General features: G+C 56.0%; 25 protein-coding genes and 1 other annotated feature. Of the genes, 8 read left to right on the top strand and 17 right to left on the bottom strand.

Going from position 1 to position 23,594, the window contains the following annotated elements; translation table 11 throughout:
- Positions 1-145: 145 nt before the first annotated feature.
- From KGD89_RS09450 to KGD89_RS09395, 12 genes are all read right to left on the bottom strand, one after another.
- Positions 146-544: a type III secretion system chaperone gene (locus tag KGD89_RS09450; RefSeq protein ID WP_025259536.1), complete on the bottom strand. Its 399-nt coding sequence runs from the start codon at positions 542-544 to the stop codon at positions 146-148.
- A gap of 103 nt (positions 545-647) precedes the next feature.
- Complete coding sequence (locus tag KGD89_RS09445) at positions 648-1,001, bottom strand: hypothetical protein (RefSeq protein ID WP_025259535.1); 354 nt, start codon at positions 999-1,001, stop codon at positions 648-650.
- Between the two features lie 309 nt (positions 1,002-1,310).
- Entirely contained in the window at positions 1,311-3,263 is a 1,953-nt protein-coding gene (gene sctC / locus KGD89_RS09440) for a type III secretion system outer membrane ring subunit SctC (protein WP_236249378.1), read from the bottom strand.
- 58 nt (positions 3,264-3,321) lie between these two features.
- Positions 3,322-3,735 (bottom strand): type III secretion system chaperone, encoded by a 414-nt coding sequence (locus KGD89_RS09435; protein ID WP_025259533.1) that lies wholly within the window; start codon positions 3,733-3,735, stop codon positions 3,322-3,324.
- Complete coding sequence (locus KGD89_RS09430) at positions 3,722-3,943, bottom strand: serine kinase (RefSeq protein WP_025259532.1); 222 nt, start codon at positions 3,941-3,943, stop codon at positions 3,722-3,724. The genes KGD89_RS09435 and KGD89_RS09430 overlap by 14 nt, the downstream gene beginning before the upstream one ends.
- Positions 3,944-4,013: 70 nt before the next feature.
- Positions 4,014-4,592 (bottom strand): type III secretion system stator protein SctL, encoded by a 579-nt coding sequence (gene sctL, locus KGD89_RS09425; RefSeq protein ID WP_025259531.1) that lies wholly within the window; start codon positions 4,590-4,592, stop codon positions 4,014-4,016.
- A complete protein-coding gene (locus tag KGD89_RS09420) occupies positions 4,558-5,181 on the bottom strand; it encodes a hypothetical protein (RefSeq protein ID WP_025259530.1) in 624 nt (207 codons plus the stop codon). Before KGD89_RS09420 ends, sctL begins: the two co-directional genes overlap by 35 nt.
- Positions 5,178-5,963, bottom strand: coding sequence for a type III secretion system inner membrane ring lipoprotein SctJ (sctJ, locus tag KGD89_RS09415; RefSeq protein ID WP_025259529.1), 786 nt, complete (start codon positions 5,961-5,963; stop codon positions 5,178-5,180). Before sctJ ends, KGD89_RS09420 begins: the two co-directional genes overlap by 4 nt.
- Before the next feature lie 10 nt (positions 5,964-5,973).
- The gene (locus KGD89_RS09410) at positions 5,974-6,342 is read right to left on the bottom strand and encodes an EscI/YscI/HrpB family type III secretion system inner rod protein (protein ID WP_025259528.1); all 369 of its coding nucleotides are present in this window, start codon (positions 6,340-6,342) and stop codon (positions 5,974-5,976) included.
- Positions 6,343-6,377: 35 nt separating this feature from the next.
- The gene (locus KGD89_RS09405; protein ID WP_095067708.1) at positions 6,378-7,346 is read right to left on the bottom strand and encodes a DNA-binding protein; all 969 of its coding nucleotides are present in this window, start codon (positions 7,344-7,346) and stop codon (positions 6,378-6,380) included.
- A 69-nt stretch (positions 7,347-7,415) separates the two neighbouring features.
- Positions 7,416-7,622 carry a hypothetical protein gene (locus KGD89_RS09400; protein ID WP_025259526.1) on the bottom strand — a complete coding sequence of 69 codons (207 nt, stop codon included), beginning with the start codon at positions 7,620-7,622 and terminating at the stop codon, positions 7,416-7,418.
- Between the two features lie 117 nt (positions 7,623-7,739).
- A complete protein-coding gene (locus tag KGD89_RS09395; protein WP_038400296.1) occupies positions 7,740-8,663 on the bottom strand; it encodes a sigma 54-interacting transcriptional regulator in 924 nt (307 codons plus the stop codon).
- Positions 8,664-9,216: 553 nt separating this feature from the next.
- Between KGD89_RS09395 and KGD89_RS09390 the strand changes: the two genes are divergently transcribed.
- From KGD89_RS09390 to solA, 4 genes are all read left to right on the top strand, one after another.
- Complete coding sequence (locus KGD89_RS09390) at positions 9,217-10,023, top strand: ABC transporter substrate-binding protein (RefSeq protein ID WP_025259524.1); 807 nt, start codon at positions 9,217-9,219, stop codon at positions 10,021-10,023.
- A 79-nt stretch (positions 10,024-10,102) separates the two neighbouring features.
- Positions 10,103-10,831 (top strand): amino acid ABC transporter permease, encoded by a 729-nt coding sequence (locus KGD89_RS09385; RefSeq protein WP_025259523.1) that lies wholly within the window; start codon positions 10,103-10,105, stop codon positions 10,829-10,831.
- 2 nt (positions 10,832-10,833) lie between these two features.
- Positions 10,834-11,520, top strand: a complete 687-nt coding sequence (locus KGD89_RS09380) for an amino acid ABC transporter permease (protein ID WP_025259522.1) — start codon at positions 10,834-10,836, stop codon at positions 11,518-11,520.
- A gap of 379 nt (positions 11,521-11,899) precedes the next feature.
- Positions 11,900-13,075 carry an N-methyl-L-tryptophan oxidase gene (gene solA / locus KGD89_RS09375; RefSeq protein WP_025259521.1) on the top strand — a complete coding sequence of 392 codons (1,176 nt, stop codon included), beginning with the start codon at positions 11,900-11,902 and terminating at the stop codon, positions 13,073-13,075.
- 775 nt (positions 13,076-13,850) lie between these two features.
- On the opposite strand, the gene KGD89_RS26390 is transcribed toward solA, so the two are convergent.
- The 4 genes from KGD89_RS26390 to KGD89_RS09360 all read right to left on the bottom strand — a co-directional run bounded on the left by KGD89_RS26390 (position 13,851) and on the right by KGD89_RS09360 (position 18,345).
- Positions 13,851-14,906, bottom strand: coding sequence for a methyl-accepting chemotaxis protein (locus tag KGD89_RS26390; RefSeq protein WP_375233861.1), 1,056 nt, complete (start codon positions 14,904-14,906; stop codon positions 13,851-13,853).
- 78 nt (positions 14,907-14,984) lie between these two features.
- A complete protein-coding gene (locus KGD89_RS26385; protein WP_147471894.1) occupies positions 14,985-15,476 on the bottom strand; it encodes an MCP four helix bundle domain-containing protein in 492 nt (163 codons plus the stop codon).
- 322 nt (positions 15,477-15,798) lie between these two features.
- Positions 15,799-15,957, bottom strand: a complete 159-nt coding sequence (locus tag KGD89_RS09365; RefSeq protein WP_155951534.1) for a hypothetical protein — start codon at positions 15,955-15,957, stop codon at positions 15,799-15,801.
- 270 nt (positions 15,958-16,227) lie between these two features.
- Positions 16,228-18,345: a TonB-dependent siderophore receptor gene (locus KGD89_RS09360; RefSeq protein WP_038399787.1), complete on the bottom strand. Its 2,118-nt coding sequence runs from the start codon at positions 18,343-18,345 to the stop codon at positions 16,228-16,230.
- 471 nt (positions 18,346-18,816) lie between these two features.
- Here KGD89_RS09360 and KGD89_RS09355 point away from each other — a divergent pair, with 471 nt between their 5' ends.
- From KGD89_RS09355 to KGD89_RS09340, 4 genes are all read left to right on the top strand, one after another.
- Positions 18,817-19,029, top strand: a complete 213-nt coding sequence (locus tag KGD89_RS09355; protein ID WP_025259518.1) for a DUF6124 family protein — start codon at positions 18,817-18,819, stop codon at positions 19,027-19,029.
- A gap of 198 nt (positions 19,030-19,227) precedes the next feature.
- Entirely contained in the window at positions 19,228-19,782 is a 555-nt protein-coding gene (locus KGD89_RS09350; protein ID WP_051427720.1) for a hypothetical protein, read from the top strand.
- Positions 19,783-19,938: 156 nt separating this feature from the next.
- Positions 19,939-20,364 carry a GNAT family N-acetyltransferase gene (locus tag KGD89_RS09345; RefSeq protein WP_025259516.1) on the top strand — a complete coding sequence of 142 codons (426 nt, stop codon included), beginning with the start codon at positions 19,939-19,941 and terminating at the stop codon, positions 20,362-20,364.
- Between the two features lie 919 nt (positions 20,365-21,283).
- Positions 21,284-22,494, top strand: a protein-coding gene (locus KGD89_RS09340) for an IS3 family transposase (RefSeq protein WP_117148244.1) whose coding sequence is annotated in 2 segments (ribosomal slippage) — positions 21,284-21,551 and positions 21,551-22,494 — 1,212 coding nt in all. Because the reading frame shifts where the segments join, the coding sequence is not laid out codon by codon here.
- Positions 21,550-21,666: a sequence feature (AL1L pseudoknot), on the top strand. Its footprint overlaps the gene before it by 117 nt.
- Positions 22,495-22,530: 36 nt before the next feature.
- Here the strand turns inward: KGD89_RS09340 and KGD89_RS09335 are convergent.
- Complete coding sequence (locus KGD89_RS09335) at positions 22,531-23,583, bottom strand: hypothetical protein (protein WP_025259515.1); 1,053 nt, start codon at positions 23,581-23,583, stop codon at positions 22,531-22,533.
- Positions 23,584-23,594: the final 11 nt, after the last annotated feature.

Genomic DNA, 23,594 nt, shown 5'->3' with positions numbered 1-23,594 from the left:
TTCTACCTCGTTCCTTCATTGAGAGTGTCCGGAGTACGGCAATCGATGCCGTTCTGGCCGGGGGTAGTGCCATCGAGAGGATCGACCTCGTAGTGGCACTCACCGTTGTGTGGCAACAGCCGACAGACGGTTCCCAAACAAATACTCAATTCAGCAAGGGCTGAACGGTGGTGCGGGTTTGCTGGACCTGCGTCATGAAGCCGTTGACCAGATCGCAGAACTGGACTTCGTCGAGACGAGCCAGTTCACGCTGGGTGCACAGACGCAGCTCTTGCTGATCAAGGGCCAGCCAGCAGCCACGCAGACTTGCAACATCAAAGTTGATGTTGAGCAGACGCTGCATGTTTTCCTGGCTCTTGCGCACTTGGCCCAGACTGCAATGAATAACCACATTGTCACTGAGCTTGGGCACTTCGATAACGGCGGCTTGACGGTTCTGGCTGTCATACAAAGCGCAGACACCATTTTGGAGGGTTAAAGATGTACCGAGTGTTTCACTAAGACGCGCAATAAAACGTTGCGCGTCGCGTTGGGAGTTCGCCATTGAATTTTCCTCAAGTTTGTCGTTGCTCAAAAAATGGATCCAGTGCGACAACTGAGTGGAAAATTAATGGCGAGCGGTTCCGGCTGGAATAAATATTCTGAATCTAGTGTTTAAACCCGGTCAATGTGAGGAACTCACTGAGCAGGCCATGCAAGGTGTCTTCGCGTCGATAATCACGACCCAGTTCGTGCCAGACGACGAACCGTTGCTGATTGTCCAGACAGATATAGTAACCGTCATAGGACTCGACGTCCTCGAAGCGGCGCTTGAGCGTGTCGGAGAACAGATTGGGCCGCTGCGCCTGGCGCTCTATCATCAGCGCCAGCCCCCAGCCCACGCTGTCTCTGCGATACACGAAATCGATGCCAGGGGCCCATTGCCAGGTACTCGGCTGCTGCTCGCCGATGCTGACAAGGAAATCTCGCTGGTCGCTACTACGCAGAATCGTTTCAGTCATTCAAATGTACCGTAGTGTATTCAGTTGCGTCGTTACGCAGTTCAGGAGACCACCAAACTTTAAGGCCGGAACTATTGGCGTCAACTTGCTGGCATTCACTGGCAGAACAAGATGATTGCATTGTCGCACAAGCACTCAACAAGAGAGTAACAATAAATAAGGCACCTGCATGTAACAACTTCATTTCGGATTCTCCCTACAAACGGACTGTACTGAATTCGGCCCTGAAAAGTACTGTGTTAATGGGTTGTGTCGCTATTTAAACAATAGATGTCACTGTGCCTGAAACCGTTCTCCATCCCATAGGTTTCAAGGCGGCAGTATTGATACTCTGGCAGGACTGGCAGGTGTCGCAATCGTCGCCACCGGCCGGGTTGCCACAAACACTTCAGTTGATTGACCTGGCTGAAGGCGCCCGGCAGGCAACATTGTTACAGCAAGTGTACGACCCCCGGAGCAGGATGCCAGAGAGAAATCCTGAGCCTTGCTGCTGTTATTACGCACGACGCCAACAGCAATATCGAAGCCATTACCGCCAAACCATTGACCCCGCGCAGGATCAATCGAAAGCCCGCTCCCCACTCTACACAGGTCCCCCAGACGCACACCAGAAGATGCCTCTTTAACATCACTCGGGATGCGTCCCTTGACCAGGTCGGCAAAGGCGTTGGAGATGGCTATTTTCTTGCGCTCGCGACTGTTGGGCGAGCCACTGAGGGCCAGTGCCTTGTCCAGTTGTGGACGGTTTTCAGTAGCGATGTAGCGCGCCGGATCGATCTGGTCGCCAATCAGCCTTGGCGTGAGGATGAACAGACGCTCGCGTCGTGAAACCTCCTGGCGCTTGGACGTGAACAGCGGCCCCAGAACAGGCAGGTCCCCCAGCAGCGGCACCTTGTCATGGCGCTGGCCGGTTTCATCGACATGAAATCCGCCAATCACCAACGAACGGTTTTCGCTGATGACCGCCTGGGTGCTGACCGTGCCTCGCTTCACATCCGGGGTTTCGCCGTCGCGGGAGCGATCGAGCTGGCCGTCCTCGATGTCGATGATCAACTGGAAGCGGTTGGGCTGCGCACCGGCAATGGTGCGAGGGATAACTTGCAGGCTGGTCCCGGCAGTGACCGATTGCACGTTGGCGACCCGCTCACCGGTGGCCGTGATATACGCGGTGCGGCTGAAATCGATCACGGCAGGCTGGTTTTCCAGAGTCAGCACCGAAGGCCTGGCGATCACGGATGCCACACCCTGCCCTTCCAGTGCCTGGATGTCGGCAAAGAAGCGATCGAAATCACTGATGGAAAGCGTGGCCGAACCACCGGTCAGGAGTGAGCTGCCAACGTTTACCGAGCCGGCACGTGCCGACCAGCGAGACTCCAGAGCGCTCAGTTGAGTACGATCGATGTCCAGAATGATTGCGTCGATTTCCACCAGATTGCTCGGTTGATCCAGTTGCTGGATCAACTGCTGATACATGTCGCGCTTTTCCGGGTTGTCATAGATCAGCACCGCATTGTTGCGCACATCGGCGACCACCTTGCGATTACTGGAGGTCTTGCCGGCCTTGGGCTTGTCACGTGAGGCGGTACGTTCGGTGGCCAGGTTGATGATCTTGTTGCGGCCGATATCCGCCATGCCCTGCAAGGCCTGGATATTGGCCATCGGGTCCTGGGGTGAAGGCGGTACGACCTGCTTGCTGTCCAGCAAGCCGTCGAGCAGTGTCGCAACACCGGGAATGGTGATGCTCTGCTCCCGATAGTGGATCTCGCGATCGGCCACGGCGGCATAACGCAACGAAAACATCATGACCTGCTGCTTCTCTTCGGCCTTGACCTTTTCCTTGCTGAAACCGCGGATCAGCTCGATATAGCGAGCCGGACCACTGACCAGCACCACGCCTTCATCCGGCAGTTCACCCCAGCCGAAACGCTTGTCCAGCAGGCCGATGTCGGTCAGCGCCTGCTTCAGGTCGGGGGCGGCATCGGAAGATACTTCCAGCCGTTGCGAGACTTGCCCCGACTGTGGGCTCACGTACAACTTGCCGTTGTACAGGAACCATTGAAATTGATGTTCCAGGGCCATGCGATCCAGGAACTCCTGGGCATTGCCCGCGCGAATCTTTGCATCCACCACACCGCTGACGCCATTCATCTCCAGGCCCACGCCATAGGAGCTGGCAAAATCCTTCAGCACGGTGCTCAAAGGAGTCTGGGATGCCTCATAGGCATAAGCAGACTGGCGCCACTCTTCAGGTACTGCGGCCATGGCAACCTCTGCCTGCATGCACAGCAGTGCAAGGCAGCACAGTCGTTTCAAGCATTGCTTAAACATAAGAGCCTCTCAGTGCCATAGGCCGCATGAATTGCCTTGGCGGGGTCACCTTCCTGGGTTCAAGCATCGACTCCCAGACATCACGCTGGTTGACCAGCGCTTCGATGTCATGAATGACCGATGCCGTACTCTGAAACTGCTGGTATTGCACAAGGCACAAGTGACTGGTTTCGGGATCCAGTGCCAACGCCCCGCGAAAGCGCCTGATGCTGGGGCCGGAAAGGCGCAATGCGGCCTCGAGCCCCGCATCACCGCCGCGCCATGCCGCGCTCAACGGCGCGAGATAAATCAGCCCTGCATTGCTGCGTTTGATGCTTAACGGCTGCTGATCGACTTGCAACAGCAAGACAGGTTCGTTGCTGTCGAGCCAACGCTCGACAGCAACGGTCAGATCAGCGGATTTCATTGATGATTGCCTTGGCCAGGTTGTGCTTGACCACAATTTCCTGGTTCACAGCCCAGCTGGCAGTCGAGGACTGCCGGATAGCCGAGTTGAAGGCGTGCCAATCATCCGGAGAGAAGGCGTCCAGACTCAGTGCAGCCGAGTCCAGATCCTTTTGAGTGTTTTCGAAGTTGTTGTCGAGACGGCGTCTGAGTGCATCGGAAGAAAGCATGGTGATACTCCTGGTTCGGGAACTCATGACTGAGTGGCAAGCGCAGGAGTTTGGTTCCAGAATATTCCGATCAAGGCCAGAGATGACGCTGCAGGGCGCTCCAGCTCAGGCTGAAGTCCCCATGTTCGGTGCGCAGGCTGATGGCATCGAGGTCAAGGTTCGGATCACCTCGCAACGTCCAGCCCAGTTGCCCCTGCTCTTCCAGGCTTTGGGCAAGCAGCGGTATCTGGTCGGGATGGCAATAGATCAAGGCCGACTCTTCGTTGGGGCTGGCCGAGGTCAGTTGCCGCAGGACTGCGCCGACTTTCTGGCCGTCCGACAATTCGCCCAGCACAAGCTGCAATGCCTGCTGAACCAGATCTTCTGCCGCCTCGACAATCGTTGCCAGTGTCTGCTCCCGTTGCTCGCGCAGATCATCGAGCAATGACTGGGCCTGCTGCCAGACCTCGGCACGGGTTTCTTCTTCGCAGCGCCGACGCAACGCCTCGGCCTCAGCCTCGGCAGTTTCAAGGATTTCCCGGGCACGGGCACGGGCATCTTCCAGCAGTTCTTCTGCCAGCAGGCTCTGCTCAAGAACTTCCCGGCGCAGAAGCGGCTCGTTAACCGTGGAGCGGTTACTGGTAAGCGTCAGACTGCGACTGGTCAACATGCGGACTTTCCTCAATGCTGTTGCTCAAAACGTACCCACCCACGGCCTGCCACAAGGCACACAATCTGGCTTTGGGTATGTCATCCAATGACAGGCATTCGGCCTGATCCACGGCATCGCGAGCGAACTTGACCCGCAGTCGCTGCCAGAGCCGGTCACCGACCCACGCCTTCAACAGACTCAGGCCCGCAACCCGAGGCTGTCGAGCGTCCCAGTGTTCAGGCAGCCAGTGCCCGGGCTGCAAGGCCCTGCCCAAGCGCCGACACCAGAGCCAGGCCGATTCGTCCAGGCTATCGGGCCGCGGCAGGCGACTGCCGGCACAGATCCCCACACAGAGTTCGAGTGCCAGCGCCCATTGCTCATCGGTCAGCTCCAGCAAGGGCAACAACAGGGCATCGGGTGCAGGCGGCAGGGTCGAAGTCATGCCCAGGTAGCGGTCGACCATTGCGTCATCGACCTGCCCCAGCAGCCTCAAGGTTGAAGCGCTCATGCCTGCCGAATCGTGCAGTTGCCAACTATCATGGGCCTGGCGCCAGCCCTGGGTCCACCAACATACCCAGACCAGCGCCTGCGGCTCGCTCACTTTCATTTCGGCGGTTCCGCCGCTACAGCAGGCCGCGGCATGAAGCGTTGTCGCCATTGCGGGTTGAGTGCCCACAGGCCAGCCAGCATCAGGGCGATCCCGAACGTACAGAGCACCGCCATCCACTGCCAGAACTCCAGGCGGTCGCGCGTCATGGTGAACGGCCCGACACTGACCATCGGCACCGACTCCTGATAACCCTGGGAAGGAACGAACACCACTGCCAGCTTTTTCTCGTCCGCATTGGCCATGCCTGGAATACTGCTGGCAACCATGCGGCGTATGCGCGGCAATATGCTGTCGGGTTCGAGATCATTGCGGTATTTGATGAACACCGCAGCCGAGGCCGGCTGAACCGGCTCCCCCGGCGCTATACGTTCAGGCAGCACGACATGCACCCTGGCAACCACGACACCATCGATCTGCGACAGGGTCTGCTCCAGTTCCTGAGACAAGGCGTAGATATAGCGCGCCCGTTCTTCCATGGGAGAGGAAATCACACCCTCCTTGCGAAATACTTCCCCCAGCGTCGAGCGTGACCGGCGAGGCAGGCCTACGGCCTCCAGCACCTTCACCGCACGGGAAATATCCTGCGTGGAAACCAGGACGGCGACTCCCCCCTTGTCCAGGCGCTTTTGCGCGTCAATGTTTTTACCCGCAAGCTCTGCCAACACTTCGTTGGCATCCTGCTCGGTCAGATCGCGATGCAGCTCCATACGGTCGCCGCAACCAGCCATCATTAACGCCAAAAGCATAAGGATGGCCAGCCTGATTGCCTTGGGGTGCATAGTCGGGGCCTTATTGCAGACTGGTCAGTTTTTCCACAGTCTGGGCCGCCTTGCTTACCAGCTTGGCGCTGAGCAGGCTTTCCAGATAAAAGGAAGACAGGGAACGGTTGGCATCCATTGCCATTTTCGGATCGCTCGAGCGAGCGGCTCGCTGCAGGTCTCGATCAACCCTTTCCGACTCTTTCTGGTAAGCGGTCGATGCCTTGGAAATAGGCGATACCAGCATTTGCGAATCGCTGGCAGGCTTGGGATCTGCAGAGCGCATGGCGGCATTGAACCAGGCAATGTCCGCCTCGGCAGGAGTAGGGCCAGACGGTGGCGATGTCACCTCTGTCTCGAAGAGGCCAGTGTGATGAGTTGATACGCGAGTAACGGCCATGTTTGCTTTCTCCTGCCAAGACGAAGGTTTACAGATCAACCGCGATAGTCGGTGACGCTTTGCTGAACAAGAACGGACAGAACGTTGCCCGCCGCGATGCTCGCATCGGTCTTCAAGGTGTTGCCGGCGCCACCGTTCTGGAAATTCTGTTCCGCATTGGGAAACAGGCCGCCCAGCGAATTGCCCTGAGCACTGTCCTTGATTTCGCCCTTGATCATGTTGATGGCTTTCTGGAACTGCTCGCCTTCAGCCTTGGACATGACGTTGTCGCCCTCGGAGAGCTCCCCCATCCAGTCCTTCGACTTGCCGTCCGGTTTTCCGAACTCTTCCGGATGCATGTCCATGAAGCGCGAGACTTCCTTGAGAACGTCTTTGTCCTCGAAGTTGAAGCTCATCTGGCCGCTTTTGGCATTCGGGGCAGTATTGGGCGTCAGCAGGTTGTCGAGTTTTTCCTCGCCCAGGCTGCCCAGCAATGCGGCCAGCAGTTCCTGAAGGCCACCACCGGAAGCTCCGTTGCTGGCTGCCGAACCACCACAGCCCGACGAGGAATGGGTGCCGGTATTGTTACCAGTATTGAAACCCGAGTTCCCCGTACCGAAACCCGAACCACCAGAGACGTTCTGGCCTTTGGAGCCGCCACTGAGGAATTCGTTGATCAGACCTTCAAGACCTTTAGTGAAGGATTCTTTCTCCTTACTGTTGAGGTACTTGTCTTCCGACAGCTCGTCGCGCCAGCCATTGACCTTGCCATTGGCGTCGTGCGGTTTTCCGAACTCGTCAGGATTGCGATCCATGTAGTCGGCAACCATGCCAAGCAACGGATTGTCAGTGTTACGGATGTTGGCGCCGCTGCCCGACTTTTCAAACAGCGAATCACCCAGCAATGAAGCGATCTTGCCAGCACTTCCGTTAGGGTCGGACTGCATGGTAGACATTTGCGTACTTGCGAAGGAGCTCTGGAAAGTGGTGCCTTGCGCAGCGCCTAACGAAGAAGAAGGAATCATGGATTTACTCCTTGGAAACCGAACAGGTTGAAGCCCTCCTGGGGTGAACCAAGAGGGCACGGCAACCACTTAGTAGTTGATCGCCTTACCGGTTTGCTGAGCAGCGTTCTGCGCCTTGGTGGCAGAATCCTGGTAGGCGCTGGCGATACCGTTGATGGTATCTGTCTGCATTTTGTTCGATTGTGCTTCGGCGTTCATCATTGTGGTTGCAGCAGCAGTAGAGTCCATCAGGGTCATTGCGGACATCGAAGCGCCGAGGGAAGCGGTACCAGCCATAGTTATTACTCCTGATCATCGAGATGGTTTGGACACCAAATTGGTGTTCGAACATTGAGTGGTCGATTTTCAGAAGCGGTTCCATGCGAACGCACGAATGAGGAAGTAAATAAAAAACTACGGCTCCGGCGAGTTGATACTGAGGCTTTTCATGCGGTGATAAAGGGTGCGTCGGGGAATGCCCAGTTCACTGATCACGGACTCGATACACTTGGGATGACGCGACAGACAATCCTGAATGAGCGCCTTTTCGAACTGGCGAAGATACCCCTTGAGAGGAACATTGCCTTCCAGGTGCGGATCTTCGTCGGTGCCCAGCGGTGACATGCCCAGCACGAAACGCTCTGCCGCGCATTTAAGCTCGCGGATATTGCCGGGCCAGCGATGACTGAGCAGGCGGTTGAGCACGGCAGGATCACGCTGGGGAAGCGGCTGATGGTGCTTCTGAGCCGTCTCCATGACGAAACGCTCGAACAACGAAGGAAGATGGTCAAGGCGCGAACGCAGGGTAGGCAACTGGATCTTGATGACGTTCAGGCGAAAAAACAGATCTCGCCGAAACTTGCCCTCCTCTACCAGTTTCTCCAGCGGCGTCTGTGTCGCGACAATCACACGCAGGTTCAGCGACACGAAACGTGTCGAGCCCAAGCGCTCTATTCCGCGCATTTCCAGCACGCGCAGCAGCTTTGCCTGGAGCAGCAACGGCATGCTGTCGATTTCATCCAGATAAAGCGTCCCGTTGTGGGACGCTTCTATATAGCCGGCCCGCGACTTGGATGCGCCGGTGTATGCCCCCGCCATGACCCCGAAAAGCTCACTCTCGGCCAGTTGCTCGGGCACGGCGGCGCAGTTGAGTGCGACCAGAGGACCTTCGCGACCCGACAACTGGTGAATGCGTCGTGCCAGGGTGTCCTTGCCGGTGCCCGTCTCCCCCTCCAGCACCATGTCGACGTTGAGCGGAGCCGCCTTGCGGATAAACGACTGCAGCGTGCCAAAGATATCGAGGACCTCATGCTCCATCTGCGAAGAGTCAGTATTCATAAAGCCCTCATCCATCCATCTCCTTGCGATGATAAACACTTCCGCTGAATATCAGGAATACCCTCGCCGACGGATCTCGGCAGTCTGCCGACGACTGACGCCGCGAAACGGGTACTTTAAATTAACGTCCAGCAATTATCTCGTTTTGATTTTCTATTAAAACCATTGATTTCTCGGTAAAGGCACCGGGGTGACAGGCAGCATGTAAAAACCGAGACGAAAGCCTCATTGCACCGAGGCGGCTTTGCAACTTTGCAAGTCGTTTAAGAGCCCGGCCGTTTATGGTAGGGAAAGTGCGTTCTTATTCGGTTTTCCGAACGCGTAATAAAACCGTCGTATATTTCTGGCACATCTTTCACCTTGATTCATATACATGTCCTGCGCGCTCTAACAACTGCACGCATAAGCGCCCTGTGACGCTCACTGCATGAAAAGGAGCACACGACCCTGAATATTCCAAAAAAGAATTACAAGATTCCTTTATATTCTTTTTAAGATCACCCATGAGCTGCAACACTCATCGTCAGAATCATCCATAAAGTGTTGAGAACTCATGAAAAAATTGACTGCCATTACTGCCCTGTCCCTCGCCGTGCTCTCGGGTCTGGCTCATGCCGACCGCCTGGAAGACATCAAAAAATCCGGTGTCTTGAGGGTGGCTGCTTTCGACAGCAATCCGCCGTTCGGTTTTGTAGATGCAAAAAGCAAGCAAATAGAGGGCCTGGATGTGGATTACGCCAAGGCCATCGCCGACAAGCTGGGTGTGAAGCTGCAATTGCAACCCACAAACCCTGCAAACCGGGTGCCGCTACTGGTCGCCAACAAGGTCGATCTGGTTCTGGCCAATTTCACCATCACCCCGGAGCGGGCCGAGCAGGTGAACTTCAGCATCCCCTACTTTTCCTCGGGCCAGCAGTTCATCGTCAAGAAAGGAACGCTCAAGAATCAGGATGACCTGAACAAATGGCGCGTGGGCGTCGACAAAGGCACTGTCAACGAAGGCGTGCTGCGCGAGAAATTCCCCGGTGCCAAAGTGATTGCCTACGATGATACGCCTTTTGCCTTCACCGCACTGCGCAACGGTAACGTGCAGGCTATCACTCAGGACGGTCCGAAACTGATCGGCCTGCTGGCCAATGTGCCGGACAAGGACAAATACGAAGTTCCGCCCTTCACCATCTCAAATGACCTGATCGGAGTCGGAATTCCGAAAGGCGAAACCGCACTGACCGAGTTCGTCAACCAGACGCTGGTAGAGCTGGAATCCAAAGGCCAGGCCCAGAAGATCTATGACACCTGGTTTGGCCCGAACACCCCGACACCTCTGGCTCGTCTGTTCAAGATCGGTGACAAGAGCTGATCCCGAACGATCCGTTTCTCAGTAGCCCGCTGCGGACAATCCAGCGGGCTCTTTCAATTCTGGATGGATGTTGCGTCTGATGTTCGGTGAACTGCTGGGCCCGCAATACCTGCATTTGTTGTTCGATGGATTTCTGCTCACGCTAGGCCTGTCGATCCTGGTCTGCCTGAGCGCCACAGCGCTTGGCTTTCTTGTCTGCCTGGCACGCATTTCCTCTTCGCGTCTCTGGTCCTGGCCTGCACGGGGCTATCTGTCGCTGTTTCGCAATACGCCTCTGCTGGTGCAGTTGTTCTTCTGGTACTTCGGGGTCAGCGCCCTGTTGCCTGAAGCGCTGGTCAGCTGGCTGAACATGCCACACGAAGTGAACCTGGCCGGCCTGCTGATCGAATGGCCGTCATTCGAGTTCATTGCCGGTTTCTGGGGCCTGATGCTCTATAGCAGTGCGTTCATCGCCGAAGAGTTTCGCGCCGGTGTCGCTTCGGTGCGCGCCCAGCAGCGCACTGCCGGACAAGCTCTGGGGCTGCGCCCCGCGCAAGTCTGGCGTTATGTCGTGCTGCCTCAGGCCGTGCGCACGGCGCTTGGGCCATTGCTGGGGCAATACATGAATGTGCTGAAAAACTCCTCGCTGACCATGGCCATCGGCCTGGCCGAACTGTCCTATGCCTCGCGTCAGGTCGAAACCGAAACCTTCAAGGCTTTCCAGGCCTTCGGTATCGCCACCTTGCTGTACATCGTGAGCATCGCGCTGATCGAAGCCATCGGCCAGATGATCCAGCACAGCAAGCGTTATCGCCAGGGAGCGGCCTGATCGTGGACTTTTCAGTCATAAGCGACAACTTCGCCTACCTGATGGTGGGCGCGTATCCGGACGGGCCATTGGGCGGTGCGGCACTGACGCTGATTCTCAGCCTGCTGTCAGGCGTTCTGGCCGCCGCATTGGGCCTGGTGCTGGGAGTGGCCCTGGTACTGGTGCGCGGCCGGACACGCTGGGTATTGCTGGGAGTGCTGGGTTTCTTTCGCGCCATTCCGGTGGTGATGCTGATTTTCTGGACCTACTTCCTGTTGCCGATCCTGTTCAAGATCGATGTCCCGGCCTTGCTCACCGTGGTTTGCGCCCTCTCGCTGATTGGCGGCGCCTACCTGGCGCACTCCGTCCACTCGGGCATCCTCAGCCTGTCTTCAGGCCAATGGGCAGCCGCCAAGGCGCTGGGCATGAGCCCGTGGCAAGTGCTGCGCCTGATCATCCTGCCCCAGGCACTGCCGATCATGCTGCCTTCATTCCTCAATCAATGGATCTCGCTGATAAAAGATACCTCGCTGGCCTATGTGATCGGTGTCGCAGAGCTGTCGTTCGTGGCAACCCAGGTCAGCAACCGGGTCATGGTGTACCCCACCGAAATATTCCTGTTCATTGCATTGGTGTACTTCATTATCTGCTCGGCACTGGACCTGATCGCCAGTCGGCTCGCGGGTGCCGGAAGCGCGAAAAAAAGCTGAAAAAATAATCGGATTCTGTGCGCTTATTCGCGAATTCAGGATCCATTTTCAGCACTCCAAAGGTCACGGGACAGGTACATTTCATGAGCTGTTCATAAAATAACCACACAGCCACAGGCCACGTAGAACGTGGCTTACAAAAAGTTACCCACAGACATACCCACGTTTTCCGTGGACAACTTTTCAAAAAATTCGAACCTGAAAAACACATGGGAGCGCAAGTCAAAATTCATCGATGGTGTGAAGTTTTTTGCACTCCCTGCCCTTACCCACCGATTCGACAAGACTATGCAGTTCAGGCCTGTGCTTATGCCTTTTTGACTGTTGCCTCAAATACACTCGTTCTCTGAAATAAGCGCTTTTTCGAGGCGGCCTGCAGATGGAACAACGTTGTGAAGTGGCAGTTCTGGGACTGGGAGCCATGGGCGCGGCAACCCTTTATCAATTGGCCAAAGCCGGGGTAAAGGCTATTGGCGTGGATCGCCACAACCCGCCACATACTTATGGCTCCAGCCACGGCGACACGCGCATCACCCGTCTCTCCGTCGGTGAAGGCCCGCAATATCTGCCGCTGGTGCGCAACTCTCACGCCATATGGCGAGATCTGGAAGCGCTGTCCGGCGAGTCTCTGTTCGAGCAATGCGGCGTGCTGGTAATGAGCTCCCATCCGGCTTACGACCCTCAAGACCCGCAGGACTTCACCCACAAGACCATCCAGCTGGCTCAAGCCTATGGTGTAGAGCACGAAGTCCTGTCGGCACAATCCATTCGCCAGCGGTTTCCACAGTTTGCGCCGGTACTGGATAGCGCCATCGGCTACTTCGAGCCCGACGGTGGTTATGTGCGGCCAGAGCGCTGCATTGCCGTGCAACTCCAGCAGGCCAAAGCGCATGGAGCCAAAGTCCTGACAGACGAAACCGTCACTCACTTGCAGACTCATGGCGAAGGCGTACGCATCACGACCGATAAAGGCTCGATCCTGGCCGACAAGGTGGTCGTCAGTGCCGGCATGTGGTCTGCCGACCTGCTCGGAGCGCCTTTCGATCGATTGCTGAGGGTCTGCCGGCAAAAGCTGTTCTGGTTTGAACTGGAAGATCAGGCGGTCTTCGCGCCCGTCTCACCCAGCTTCATCCTCACCCACGGGCCGGGCGAGGTGGATATCAACTACGGCTTCCCGCCGCTGGCTGGCGAAGGCAGTATGAAGATGGCCACCGAGCAATACGTCGACGTCTCGCAACCAGAAACCCTGGAGCGGACCATCACGGCGGCAGAAGAGCAGGACATGTTCCGGACCCAGGTCAGCGGCAAGATAGCCGGGCTGTCCTCCAGGGTCGTCAGATCCTCAGTATGCGCCTACACGGTGACACCGGATTACCACTTCATCATCGATGAACACCCTCGCCTTAAAAACGTGACCGTTGTATCCGCCTGCTCGGGGCACGGCTTCAAACATTCCGCCGGACTTGGACAGGCACTGGCCCAACAGTGTATTCATGGAAAGAGTGAGGTGGACTTGTCGGCGTTTTCGTTGAAGCGTTTCAAGTTAGAAGAATAAAAATTCAATGACCTGCTGCCGAGTGATGCACGTCGAGAAACTTGCCAACTCGTCGGCAGGCTTACTTGGAAAAAAGCAAACGGAAAAGACTTGGAAAATTTGATACTTATTAAATCTGACAATAAAAACAACTGACAGCTCACATCACACATTGTAAAGCCAGACCCCTTCTGCCCCCTGACAATAGTTGAGCACTCGTTCTTCATTAACGTTGGGTTTATTACCGACATCCATTTAATCAACACCTGCTCGGACAACAGCCGGGCACGACGAAAAACGAGCATGAAGCCACCATAATTACGCTAAAAACGGACAATCTGGTCAGGTTTTCGTGCAGAGTTTTTCGGCAGTGCATCACCCAGGGCTGTTGAGGCATCTGCTATAAGAAGGAATTTTAGCGCGCCTTTGACAGCCATTTTCCTGAAACGTTCAGAATCAGGAGAGCCAATGGCAAAGTAATTTTTGAATAAATACTCTACTACCGGGCAGAAAGAATGCGGGCATTTTTCAGTAAAGGTTAAAGCGCAACGGCCACTCGTTTGTAAATTTCAAAAGAGCTGGATCATGAGGCCCAGAGCGGGTCCGGTATCAGAACTATAAAGCCAGCTGCGGCGCCCCCGAACATGATGACTTGCGCGTACTTCAACGCTGCAAATACACCCAGGAAGAACGCGATGAGTGCCTTGCTACGTGGCGAAAAAACATCCGCGCCCTGATGCCCTCTGTTACCACGCCAGATTCCGTCCGGCCACATGACCGGACGGCTTTACAAGTCCTAGACCTGAAATTGCTTGGTGATACGACTCAGGTTTGTCGCCAGCTTGGACAGCTCTGCAGTGGCGATGGTCGTCTGGTTCGCGCCCTCGGAAGTCTGAGCCGACAGGTCACGAATGCTCACCAGGCTTCTATCGACCTCTCGCGCCACCTGAGCCTGCTCTTCGGCTGCGGTGGCGATCATCAGATTGCGCTCGTTGATCTGGCCGATGGAGTCGGTAATGGCCAGCAATGCCTGCCCGGCGCCATTGGCCAGTTCCAGCGTGCTGTGGGCCTGATGGCTGGTCTGCTCCATGGCAGTCACCGCCTGATGAGTACCGGTCTGGATCGAGCTGACCATCTGCTCGATTTCCCGGGTCGATTGCTGGGTGCGATGCGCCAGCGCTCTCACCTCATCGGCCACCACGGCAAATCCACGGCCAGCCTCGCCCGCCCGGGCCGCTTCGATGGCGGCGTTGAGGGCCAGAAGGTTGGTTTGCTCGGCGATGGCACGAATGACGTCCAGTACCTTGCTGATATCCGTGGCCATGGTCGCCAGGCCACGCACCTCGGCCGAAGTGCTTCCCACCTTGGCCACCATCAAGTTGATCGCGGCGACCGTTTCATCCACTTGAGCGCGGCCATCCAGCGCTGCCTTGGTAGACTGCGCCGCCGACGTCGAGGCCGCCGCAGCGTTGCTGGCGACCTCATCAACCGCGGCGCTCATTTCGGTGACCGCGGTTGCAGCCATTTCGATTTCGTTACTCTGGCGCAGAGTGGTGCGCGAGGCGTCTTCGGTAACGACATGCATTTCTTCGGAAGTCGAAGCCAACTGGGACGCCGAGTCCAGGATGGTGGCCAGGGCACCACGCAGATTGGATTGCATGGCAGCCAGAGAACCGACCAGTCGAGCCGCTTCATCAGTGCCCTCTTGCTTGATGGGCTGGGTCAAATCGTTGGCTGCAATACGCCGGGCGATCTCCAGCGCTTCGCTGATAGGCACAGTCAGGCTGCGGGTATACAGCCAGGCAAGCAGCACGGTGCCTGTCGCTCCCAGCACCACGAACAGGATCACCATCACCACCGTTCCGTGGTAAGCAGCATCGGCCTTCTCGCCCGCACGCTTGGCTTTCATGTCGTTCACGCCGATCAGCTTCTACAGCGAGGACTCGGTCAGGTCGGCAGCGGCCTTCATATCCGTATTGGACGTCTTTACCGCAGCTTCCAGATTGCCCGCTGCCGTTTCCGACAGGTAGCGATCCTGAATGGCGTTATAACTGGTAATGGCCTGCTTGAGCTCACCGAAGGCTTGCCGACCTTCAGCCGTGACAAGCAACTTGGCCAGGGAGTCGCTGTACTCACCAATCATTTGACGGGACTGCTGAATATCACTGATAGCCTTGGTCTTGCGCTCCTGCGGCTCCAGTGGATTGCGCAAGCGGGCATTGTTACCCCGCAGACTGACGAATTCCCGATCCAGCGAACCGAGCAGTTTGACGCTGGGCAGCACGTTGGTTTCAACATGTTTCTCAGCCTCATTGAGCTTCTCGGCCTGGCGCATGAACAACACGCCCTGAATCAACAGCATCAGGCAGAAGAAGCCAAAGCACAGGGCTGAACGGGGGGCCAGGTTAAGACGTCGCATCATTGCGGGGTACTCCACGGCGGGTGGGATGTTTTAACCTGATCGGCGTGGGGTATTTTTTCTTGACACCGTTGGGCAGTTTAATGATGGGTGTAATTCTATTGTGCTAGTACGCACCCCATTTGCCCAAGAGTGGAATGGACATGATCCATGGGGCTGGCTTGAAAGGCTCTATTATATGCCTGCCAGGACAGCGAGCATGCGAGGTTGCTATCGAGTTTTGATCAGGCGAAAACAATCAGTGCCTGCACAGGTACGCTCTTGAGTCAGTACCTGCATGTGCCGCTCGTCGTATGCAGAGACGCCACTGCATCGCTCGCTCAAATCAGACTGGCCAGGGAGTGCCCCAATCGGCGAACTCCCAATGGCCCTGACCACCCTTCCAGATAATGGCGTGCTTAATCACCAACAGCACAAGCATCAGGACCAAGCCAACGAGAATTCCAAAGATGACGAACAGCAGTAGATAAGCGAAGAGAGCCATGCTCTGGAAACCTTGAGGTGAAATTCCCTGTTAATCCGATAGTGGCCCGGGCACTGTCCAAAAAACCACGCCATGCGTCGACTCAATCAACGAATGATCGCTGCATTGAGGCATGCGCACCATGCAGCCAACGGAATTTCAGGCAAAGAAAAGCCCGCGATGGGGGGGAGCGGGCTTAAAGGTTCTTTCAGGAGCAGTTACGACATTACCTGCCCCGATGTAAAAAAACTGTGAAGGCGCCTGATGGATATCAAGCGCCGACCTGCGCCATCAGAACGTAACGCTGGCAGTCACCCGCGCTGTACGTAGCGCACCCTCCTCCACCTGCAGCGCGCTGCTGCCGGTTGTGGCCGGGTAGTATTCCTTGTTGAACAGGTTGTCGATGTTCAGTTGCAGACTGGTCTTGTAGTCATGGGTCGGCAGATCCCAGCGCACAAAGGCATCGGCCACGGTGTAGCTGTCCATCCAGAAACTGTTGGCATTATCCCCCGGACGCTCCCCTACATATCGTGCACCGGCACCGACATGCCACTTGCCGGTTTCAGCCGGCAGCGCGAGGTGGTGAGTCAGGTACAGACTGGCAGTGTGCATGGGCGCATTGGGCAGGCGATTGCCCTCTTGCTCTGGCGACTCCTGGTTCTTCAGCACCTTGGTACGGTTATAGGCATAGGTGCCGATCATGCTCCAGTTCTCGGACAACTCACCGGTAACATCCAGCTCGATACCGCGGGAACCCGCCTTGCCTACGGCCTCGTCGATGCTGTCGCCGTTGCTCTGCAGGACGCTGTTGACCAGGTTTTTCTTGACGATGTCGTACACCGCCAGATTCACGTTGAGCGCCTGGACAGGGGTGTATTTGATCCCCGCTTCGTAGCTGCGACCTTCAGTGGGCTTGAAGCTGTTGCCCGCATCATCGGCATCGTTGGGCACGAAAGAACCGCTGTAGTTGGCATAAAGCGCGACCGTCTCGGTCGGTTGATAGACGATCCCGCCGAAGGGAATGAATTTATCGCCATTTGAATCGGCACCAGGCGCATAGGAACTGCCCAGACCCTGATCGCTGTATTGATCCCAGTGCTCCTGACGACCACCGAAGACCAGAATCCAGCGGTCATTGAGGTGCCAGTTGTCCTTGAAATACACCGAGGTGGTGACGAGGTTGTTTTCTGCGTTGCTCTGGGTCGGGCTGATGGTCGCAGGCTCCGCCAGATTGCCATATACCGGGTTCTGGATATTGAGGTTGCCCGCGGCAGTGTTGGCATTGCGGTAGGTTTTGCCACGGTATTTATCAAGCGATTCGTTGTCCACGCCGACCGTGATCTCATGTCGCTGACCGAACAACTGCTGGTCGCCCATCAGATCCAGAGCGGTATAACGGCTCTCGTAATCATAGTGCCCGCCGTTGGCGATCCGGCGCAGGTTATTGCCGGTCAGCGTATTCGGTTGGGCTATCGCCAGGCTGTAGCGATCCTGAGTCCAGCCATAGGTCAGCCGGCTGCGCCATGCCTCATTGAGCTGGTACTCGAATTTCGCGGTCGTGCTCTGGCTTATGCCAACTGTCTTGGCCCAACGCTCATCCAGACGATCGCGATAACTGATGTCGGCGGGGCGACCATTGACGAACACCGTGCCGCGATCGAACGGGCTGGAGTAATCGTTGTATGTATAGGCCAGGGAAACACTCGCACGCTCGCCCACCCAGGCAATCGACGGCGCAATGAGCGTGTGCTCGTCAACGCCATAGTTACGCCAGTAATCTTCGTGGCCGCGCTCAGCGATCAAACGATAAGCCAGTCCGGTATCACCCAGCGGGCCGGTCGTGTCCAGACCGAACGAACCACCGCCCTCGCTGAAACCGGATCCGGTCAGCGTCGTGCTGCGGCTGAACTGCGGTTGCTTGCTGATGACGTTGATAAGCCCACCGGGCTCCAGTGCGCCGTACATCAACGACGCCGGCCCTTTGAGCACCTCCACATGATCGGTGGTTGCCCCCAGGTTACGACCAATAGCCGAGCGAATCCCGTCTCGCATGATCGAGTTGTCATCGTTGCTGCCAAACCCGCGCTTGATCAACGCATCCTTGGTGCCACCCAAGGTGTTGGTCTGAGTGACGCCGCTGACAAAACGCATCGCATCGTTCAGGTCCTTGACCTGATAGTCATCAAGGGTCTGCGCGGCAACCGTATTGACGGTTTGCGCCTCGTCCCGAATCTGCGTGGACCCCTTGCTCGCCGTGGATGTTTCCGTACGGGTGTAACTGTCAGCGTCGGAGGTAGACTGGATGACACTGGCAGGCAGCTCAGTGGCAGGCTCGGCAGCCACCGCAAGACAAGGCAGCGCACAACAGAGAAGAACAGAAGCGTTCAGGCGAGAAAGCGTATTGGCCACGTAAATGACTCCGGCATAGTAAAAGGAATAATTCCCATTTACTTACACGGATGGCAGGCGTGGTTACCTCACATTTTTTTGAAAATATTTTTCAGGGCCGTGCTGCATGAGTGACGGGCTGGACTTTTTCCCTCGCGAATTTTACGTCCGCTAACCAAAAAACCGCCTCCTACAACCCATTCCGACACCCTTTTCCCTTTCATCTGCATGAAGTTTCCGAGAAAATCCCGAGCCCTTGCGCGGGGTGATTTCGGGCTCTAGGCTGCGGTCGTCGCTGAATATCAGTGATCGGGTTTAGCAGCCTGTGGGTGACATACAACGCGCAAGTACCGCTTATGGCGGCTTTGCGTGGGGCACTTTCGAGTGCGCCGGATTTGTAGGTTGCCCCGGTCTGCTAACCCGCGTCAAAGTCGCCACCCATTGTTTGTTTAGCAGCGAATGGCAGGTGGCCTTACCTCACAGGCAACCTTCATGATCAAAGTAACCCCCGATCCACCGCATAAAAACCTCGAAGAATCCCTTCTGCACGTCAACGCCCTGCTGCGTTGCGCAGCAGCCACAGCCTACGAAACCGGAGACAGCCTCAACGGCCCGAAACGCGACCTGGCGTTTTCGGTGGTGCATTTGATTGGCATGGCCAAGGCTGAGCTGGAGCGGTCGCTGGCTCAGGTGGAGGTGCGTTAAGGCTTTTTCGCGAATGAGCGGAGCGCCGCCCGATTCGCTCCCACGCAGCCCGCGTAGGAGCGAATTTATTCGCGAAGAGCAACTTGCCTGTTCAATTAAACTGAACATGTCTCGCGATTATTGTTGGATAGACACCGCCAACTCGGTGCTCAAACAATGACTCCCCCTATTACCGCAGTGATGGAGTACCTATAACTAATGAGCACACTGTTGGCCAACCCTGTGCCGAACAACCGCCACTCCATAGAACAGTACATCCTGGCCAAGGATGGCAATCGACCTGATCTTCTGCGCCAGGCATTCAGCCCCGAAGCCACGGTTGAAATGCTCGTGCATACCGACGCCATTTCATTTCCGTCCACGCTGGAAGGGCTGGGTGCCATTGCGCAAACATTGGTACGTGGCTTTGGCCAGACCTATGAAAACGTTTACACCTTCTGCCTCGGTGAACCACCGGTGAGCGATGCCTCGGCGTACACCTGCAAATGGCTGGTGGGGATGACCGTCAAGGAAACAGGAGCAGTACGTGTCGGCTGCGGTCAGTATGACTGGCGCTTTGACTCTCAGTCCGGGCTCGTCGTGCATCTGACCATTACCATTGATCACATGCAGGTCAGCCCGGCCGCAGACCTGATACCGGTGATGAACTGGCTGCAAGGCCTCGGTTACCCCTGGTGCCAGGCAGACGACGTTATTGCCAAGGCCCCGCAATTGAGCAGCATTGCGCCGGTTATTGGTTATTTGCAGTCCTGACTTATTTGCCAACGCTGCGAGCGAGAGAGATTGAGCAGTTAATCCCGTACGTGTGGAAATCCTTCTGACCCCGTAGGATGTCTATCGGCGTTTGCTCTGAGATCAAATTGGGGCCGAGGTTTATCCATATCAGTTTGAATACCTAAAGGATTAGTGATGACGGCTCGTATAGAAATGATGATCGACCCGGGAGAGGAAGAGCGCCTGGCCATCCTCAGACCTTTGCGGGCTCATAATTTTTCTCAGGCAGGTGACCCCAAGCCTGAGACAATCGCTTTGCTAGTCCGTGATGAACAGACCGGCGAAGTGATTGGGGGCCTTTACGGTGAAATATTTTACCGCTGGTTATTCATAGAACTACTTGCGATACCCGAGCAAACCAGGGGCCAAGGCATAGGCTCACGACTGATCCACATGGCGGAAGATGTCGCGCGCGAAAAAGACTGCGTTGGAATCTGGCTCGATACTTTTGATTTCCAGGCCCCATCTTTCTATGAGCGACACGGTTTCACTGAGTTTGGGCACCTCAATGATTTCCCTCCAGAACATAAGCGTTTTTTTCTACAGAAGCGATTAGATTGAGGGGCTGTCCGCAGTTCGTTTGACTGGCCTCAAACGGCCTGCAATCCGGTTTACCTCTACCTGATGAACGCCATAAATCAAATCAACTGATGACACCAGCCGTGTTGGCCGGACGCTTACGGCGTTCCGCTCCCCGTATAAAGAGAAAAAATGGATGCACACCGCATTTGATAGCGCCCATGGCAAACCGAATGGACGCATCATCCTGATCAGTATCGCCTGCTACGTGCTGTCACTGATGCTGCCGGCTGTAACAACTGTTTTGCTTGGGTTTTTGAAGTACTGCCAAACAAGCGTCGAGCACGATTAGCACCATGCTTCTTAGATGCCCCCACTAGCCCGAATACTCAGCAAAGAGCGGTAGCACATTCCTGTCAATCTTCAGTACTGCACGTGAAGCACGGAGCGACTTCTTGAATGCAAAAAGCCGCGGACTGGGCCTTAAGGCTTCCACACTCAGAGGAGGCGTACTCACCAGGCAGCACTACCCGTCCGAACCGCTTTAGCATGCCATCACAAACATAAGCTGCAGAGGCCAGTGGCAAGACAACGCACCAACGGTACAACTCTTTGCGCACGCTCATATCAGAATGTGTGCCCGCCAAAGGCTATCCTGAAATCTAAGAAGTCAGAATGGGTATACTGCTGCCTCATGCGGCACCACCGAGTTAGACTCCATGGTGACAACAATTACATTTCTCCAAGAGCAATGGAGCAACAGGTAGCTTGATCACCGTAATCGGCGTCCGACAAAAAGTTGCCCCCAATAGGGTGGGATCTAAAGCCATTGCGTTTGGTGCAGAAAGCCATTGATTTAAGCCGCGCACACCTAGCTTTCCCCCCAGGTACTAGTTGTGTAGGCAGACTGAACCGCCCCGGGTATCGCGGAGGCTCCACCTTTTGAGAAACTGGAGCCACTATGCCAAAGCCACCCAAGTTTTCCCCCGAAGTCCGTGAGCGTGCTGTGCGAATGGTCTACGAAGTCCGCGAGTCGCACGATTCTCAGTGGGCAGCCATCGAGGCTGTTTCCAGCAAGATCGGATGCACCGCCCAAACCTTGAGCAACTGGATCCGCAAGGCCTCTTCGCCCACAACGCCTAGCACCCCGGCCGATCCCCGGATCAAAGAGCTGGAGCGCGAGGTTCGTGAGCTCAAGCGAGCCAATGAGATCCTCAAGGTCGCTAGCGCTTTTTTCGCCCAGGCGGAACTCGACCGTCGTTTGAAGTGATCTGGCGTCTGATCGACGAGCACCGACAGCGCTTTGGAGTCGAGCCACTGTGCCGCGTGTTGCAAGTGTCTCCATCGGCTTACCGGTGCCATGCCGCACGTTTACGTGATCGCTCACGACGCTCTGCCCGAGCGATTCGTGACGAGGCACTTGCCGTACAGATTCATCGTGTCTGGCAGGAGAACTACGAGGTCTATGGGGCCAGGAAGGTCTGGCGGCAGATGCATCGCGAACATCAGGCAGTAGCGCGCTGCACAGTGGAGCGATTGATGCGTGAGATGGGTCTCTGCGGCGTGACCTGGGGCAAAACGGTGAAAACCACGCAAGCCCATCCTGACAATGCCAATCCCAGGGATCTAGTGAAGCGCCAGTTCACTGCCGAACGTCCCAATCAGCTCTGGGTCGCCGATTTCACGTTCGTTTCAACCTGGCAGGGATTTGCCTATGTCGCGTTCATCGTGGATGTCTATTCAAGGTTCATCGTTGGCTGGCGGGTCAGCCGACACATGCGTACGGAGTTTGTCCTGGATGCGCTCGAACAGGCACTTCACGTCCGTCGGCCCGAGCCTCATCGGCTGGTTCATCACAGCGACAGAGGCTCGCAATATCTGTCGATTCGTTACAGCGAGCGGTTGGGCGAAGCGGGTATCGAGCCGTCGGTTGGCAATACCGGTGATAGCTACGACAACGCACTGGCAGAGACCATGAATGGCCTTTACAAGACGGAGTTGATCCACAAGCAAGGGCCGTGGAAAAGTGTAGAAAGTCTGGAGTGGGAAACGCTGAAATGGGTGACTTGGTTCAACCATCAGCGTCTGCTGGAACCTATTGGAAATAGGCCGCCAGCCGAGTTTGAGGCACTATACGAACAGAGTCAGGCAGCCATATCAGTTGCAGCCTGACTCAAACAAAACAGCCTCCGCGATACCCGGGGCGGTTCAGACCTCTACAATTTTCTGGAAGATCGAGCTCTTGGCCGCTTCGCGAAGCCTCACGACATCATAGGTAAAGCTTGAGAAGAACAACTCGCCCAATGGGTGGTTCAGGACAGGAATGCGCGTACCCTCCTCGTCGGTGATCACAACGTTGTACATCAAGCTTTGCTTTGCAATCGTTCCGTTTGTGGCTTTGTTTGACGCCACGAAATACAGAGCCCCTTCCAAACCGTTGTCCTGAATGAACACGCTGTGACGCTGGTTCTGCTTTGTGGGTGTCAGGTAGTACGGCAGTGAAGCTACTTCAGCGCGAACCTGACGGGACGGTGACGTACCATCGTCTTGGCGCTCCTGGTTGTCGAATAGTGTGTTGCCGATGATCGAGGGCACGCGAATGGTGTTGTATGCATTCAGCCAAGTATTCGAGCGCACGTCTCGGATCAAAAACGCTTTGTTCCAAAGGACGTCGAAAGCCTTGGTGCCCTCCTTTCCAAAAACGGTGCCCAGTTGCTTGTACTCATAATTGAACTCACCTTTGCAGGTCTCATCAAACCGGCGCGAGCGTTCGATCTTGATGGTCTCACTGCTTACGGTCACATCGAGTACCTGAATGTAGACGTTCTCGTTCCAGTCCCTTCGGCAGCTCACCAGCTGTAGCGCATGATCAGGCAAAGTTGCACCGCTGATAGTCACGGTCTTGTCCCGGAAAATCGACTCTTTGAGTGCCAATTCCTGCAAGCATTTCTCGATAGCTGATGCAGAAAGCTTCTTTTTGAGGTCGACATCGATGCCTTGGCAGATGGTATCGAGGGATGCCTTGAAGCGATGTAGCTTCACCGACGTGTAGTAATCGAACTGCGCACCAGGACTGCGCTGACTGTCGCTGAGTGCTTGCCAGAAGCTATTGTAAGCTTCCGTACCATCCCCCTTGGCTTTCAAAATACTGGAACCATTCTTGCTCTTACCAGCTGTCTTGATCTTCGCGCTGACGACTAGGTAGTTGGTGTTACCGACCTTCAATTCAGTCGGCAGCGGCAGACCTTCACCGCTTAGCACCCTAGATGCAC

Source organism: Pseudomonas cichorii (genome assembly GCF_018343775.1).
Taxonomy (GTDB): domain Bacteria; phylum Pseudomonadota; class Gammaproteobacteria; order Pseudomonadales; family Pseudomonadaceae; genus Aquipseudomonas; species Aquipseudomonas cichorii.
This window is presented reverse-complemented; position numbering and strand designations above follow the sequence as displayed.

Coding starts and splice junctions, on each gene's coding strand:
- KGD89_RS09450 (WP_025259536.1), bottom strand. CDS start 544: ATGGCGAACTCCCAACGCGACGCGCAACGTTTTATTGCGCGTCTTAGT.
- KGD89_RS09445 (WP_025259535.1), bottom strand. CDS start 1,001: ATGACTGAAACGATTCTGCGTAGTAGCGACCAGCGAGATTTCCTTGTC.
- sctC (WP_236249378.1), bottom strand. CDS start 3,263: ATGGCCGCAGTACCTGAAGAGTGGCGCCAGTCTGCTTATGCCTATGAG.
- KGD89_RS09435 (WP_025259533.1), bottom strand. CDS start 3,735: ATGAAATCCGCTGATCTGACCGTTGCTGTCGAGCGTTGGCTCGACAGC.
- KGD89_RS09430 (WP_025259532.1), bottom strand. CDS start 3,943: ATGCTTTCTTCCGATGCACTCAGACGCCGTCTCGACAACAACTTCGAA.
- sctL (WP_025259531.1), bottom strand. CDS start 4,592: ATGTTGACCAGTCGCAGTCTGACGCTTACCAGTAACCGCTCCACGGTT.
- KGD89_RS09420 (WP_025259530.1), bottom strand. CDS start 5,181: ATGAAAGTGAGCGAGCCGCAGGCGCTGGTCTGGGTATGTTGGTGGACC.
- sctJ (WP_025259529.1), bottom strand. CDS start 5,963: ATGCACCCCAAGGCAATCAGGCTGGCCATCCTTATGCTTTTGGCGTTA.
- KGD89_RS09410 (WP_025259528.1), bottom strand. CDS start 6,342: ATGGCCGTTACTCGCGTATCAACTCATCACACTGGCCTCTTCGAGACA.
- KGD89_RS09405 (WP_095067708.1), bottom strand. CDS start 7,346: ATGATTCCTTCTTCTTCGTTAGGCGCTGCGCAAGGCACCACTTTCCAG.
- KGD89_RS09400 (WP_025259526.1), bottom strand. CDS start 7,622: ATGGCTGGTACCGCTTCCCTCGGCGCTTCGATGTCCGCAATGACCCTG.
- KGD89_RS09395 (WP_038400296.1), bottom strand. CDS start 8,663: ATGAATACTGACTCTTCGCAGATGGAGCATGAGGTCCTCGATATCTTT.
- KGD89_RS09390 (WP_025259524.1), top strand. CDS start 9,217: ATGAAAAAATTGACTGCCATTACTGCCCTGTCCCTCGCCGTGCTCTCG.
- KGD89_RS09385 (WP_025259523.1), top strand. CDS start 10,103: ATGTTCGGTGAACTGCTGGGCCCGCAATACCTGCATTTGTTGTTCGAT.
- solA (WP_025259521.1), top strand. CDS start 11,900: ATGGAACAACGTTGTGAAGTGGCAGTTCTGGGACTGGGAGCCATGGGC.
- KGD89_RS26390 (WP_375233861.1), bottom strand. CDS start 14,906: ATGGTGATCCTGTTCGTGGTGCTGGGAGCGACAGGCACCGTGCTGCTT.
- KGD89_RS26385 (WP_147471894.1), bottom strand. CDS start 15,476: ATGATGCGACGTCTTAACCTGGCCCCCCGTTCAGCCCTGTGCTTTGGC.
- KGD89_RS09365 (WP_155951534.1), bottom strand. CDS start 15,957: ATGGCTCTCTTCGCTTATCTACTGCTGTTCGTCATCTTTGGAATTCTC.
- KGD89_RS09355 (WP_025259518.1), top strand. CDS start 18,817: ATGATCAAAGTAACCCCCGATCCACCGCATAAAAACCTCGAAGAATCC.
- KGD89_RS09350 (WP_051427720.1), top strand. CDS start 19,228: ATGAGCACACTGTTGGCCAACCCTGTGCCGAACAACCGCCACTCCATA.
- KGD89_RS09345 (WP_025259516.1), top strand. CDS start 19,939: ATGACGGCTCGTATAGAAATGATGATCGACCCGGGAGAGGAAGAGCGC.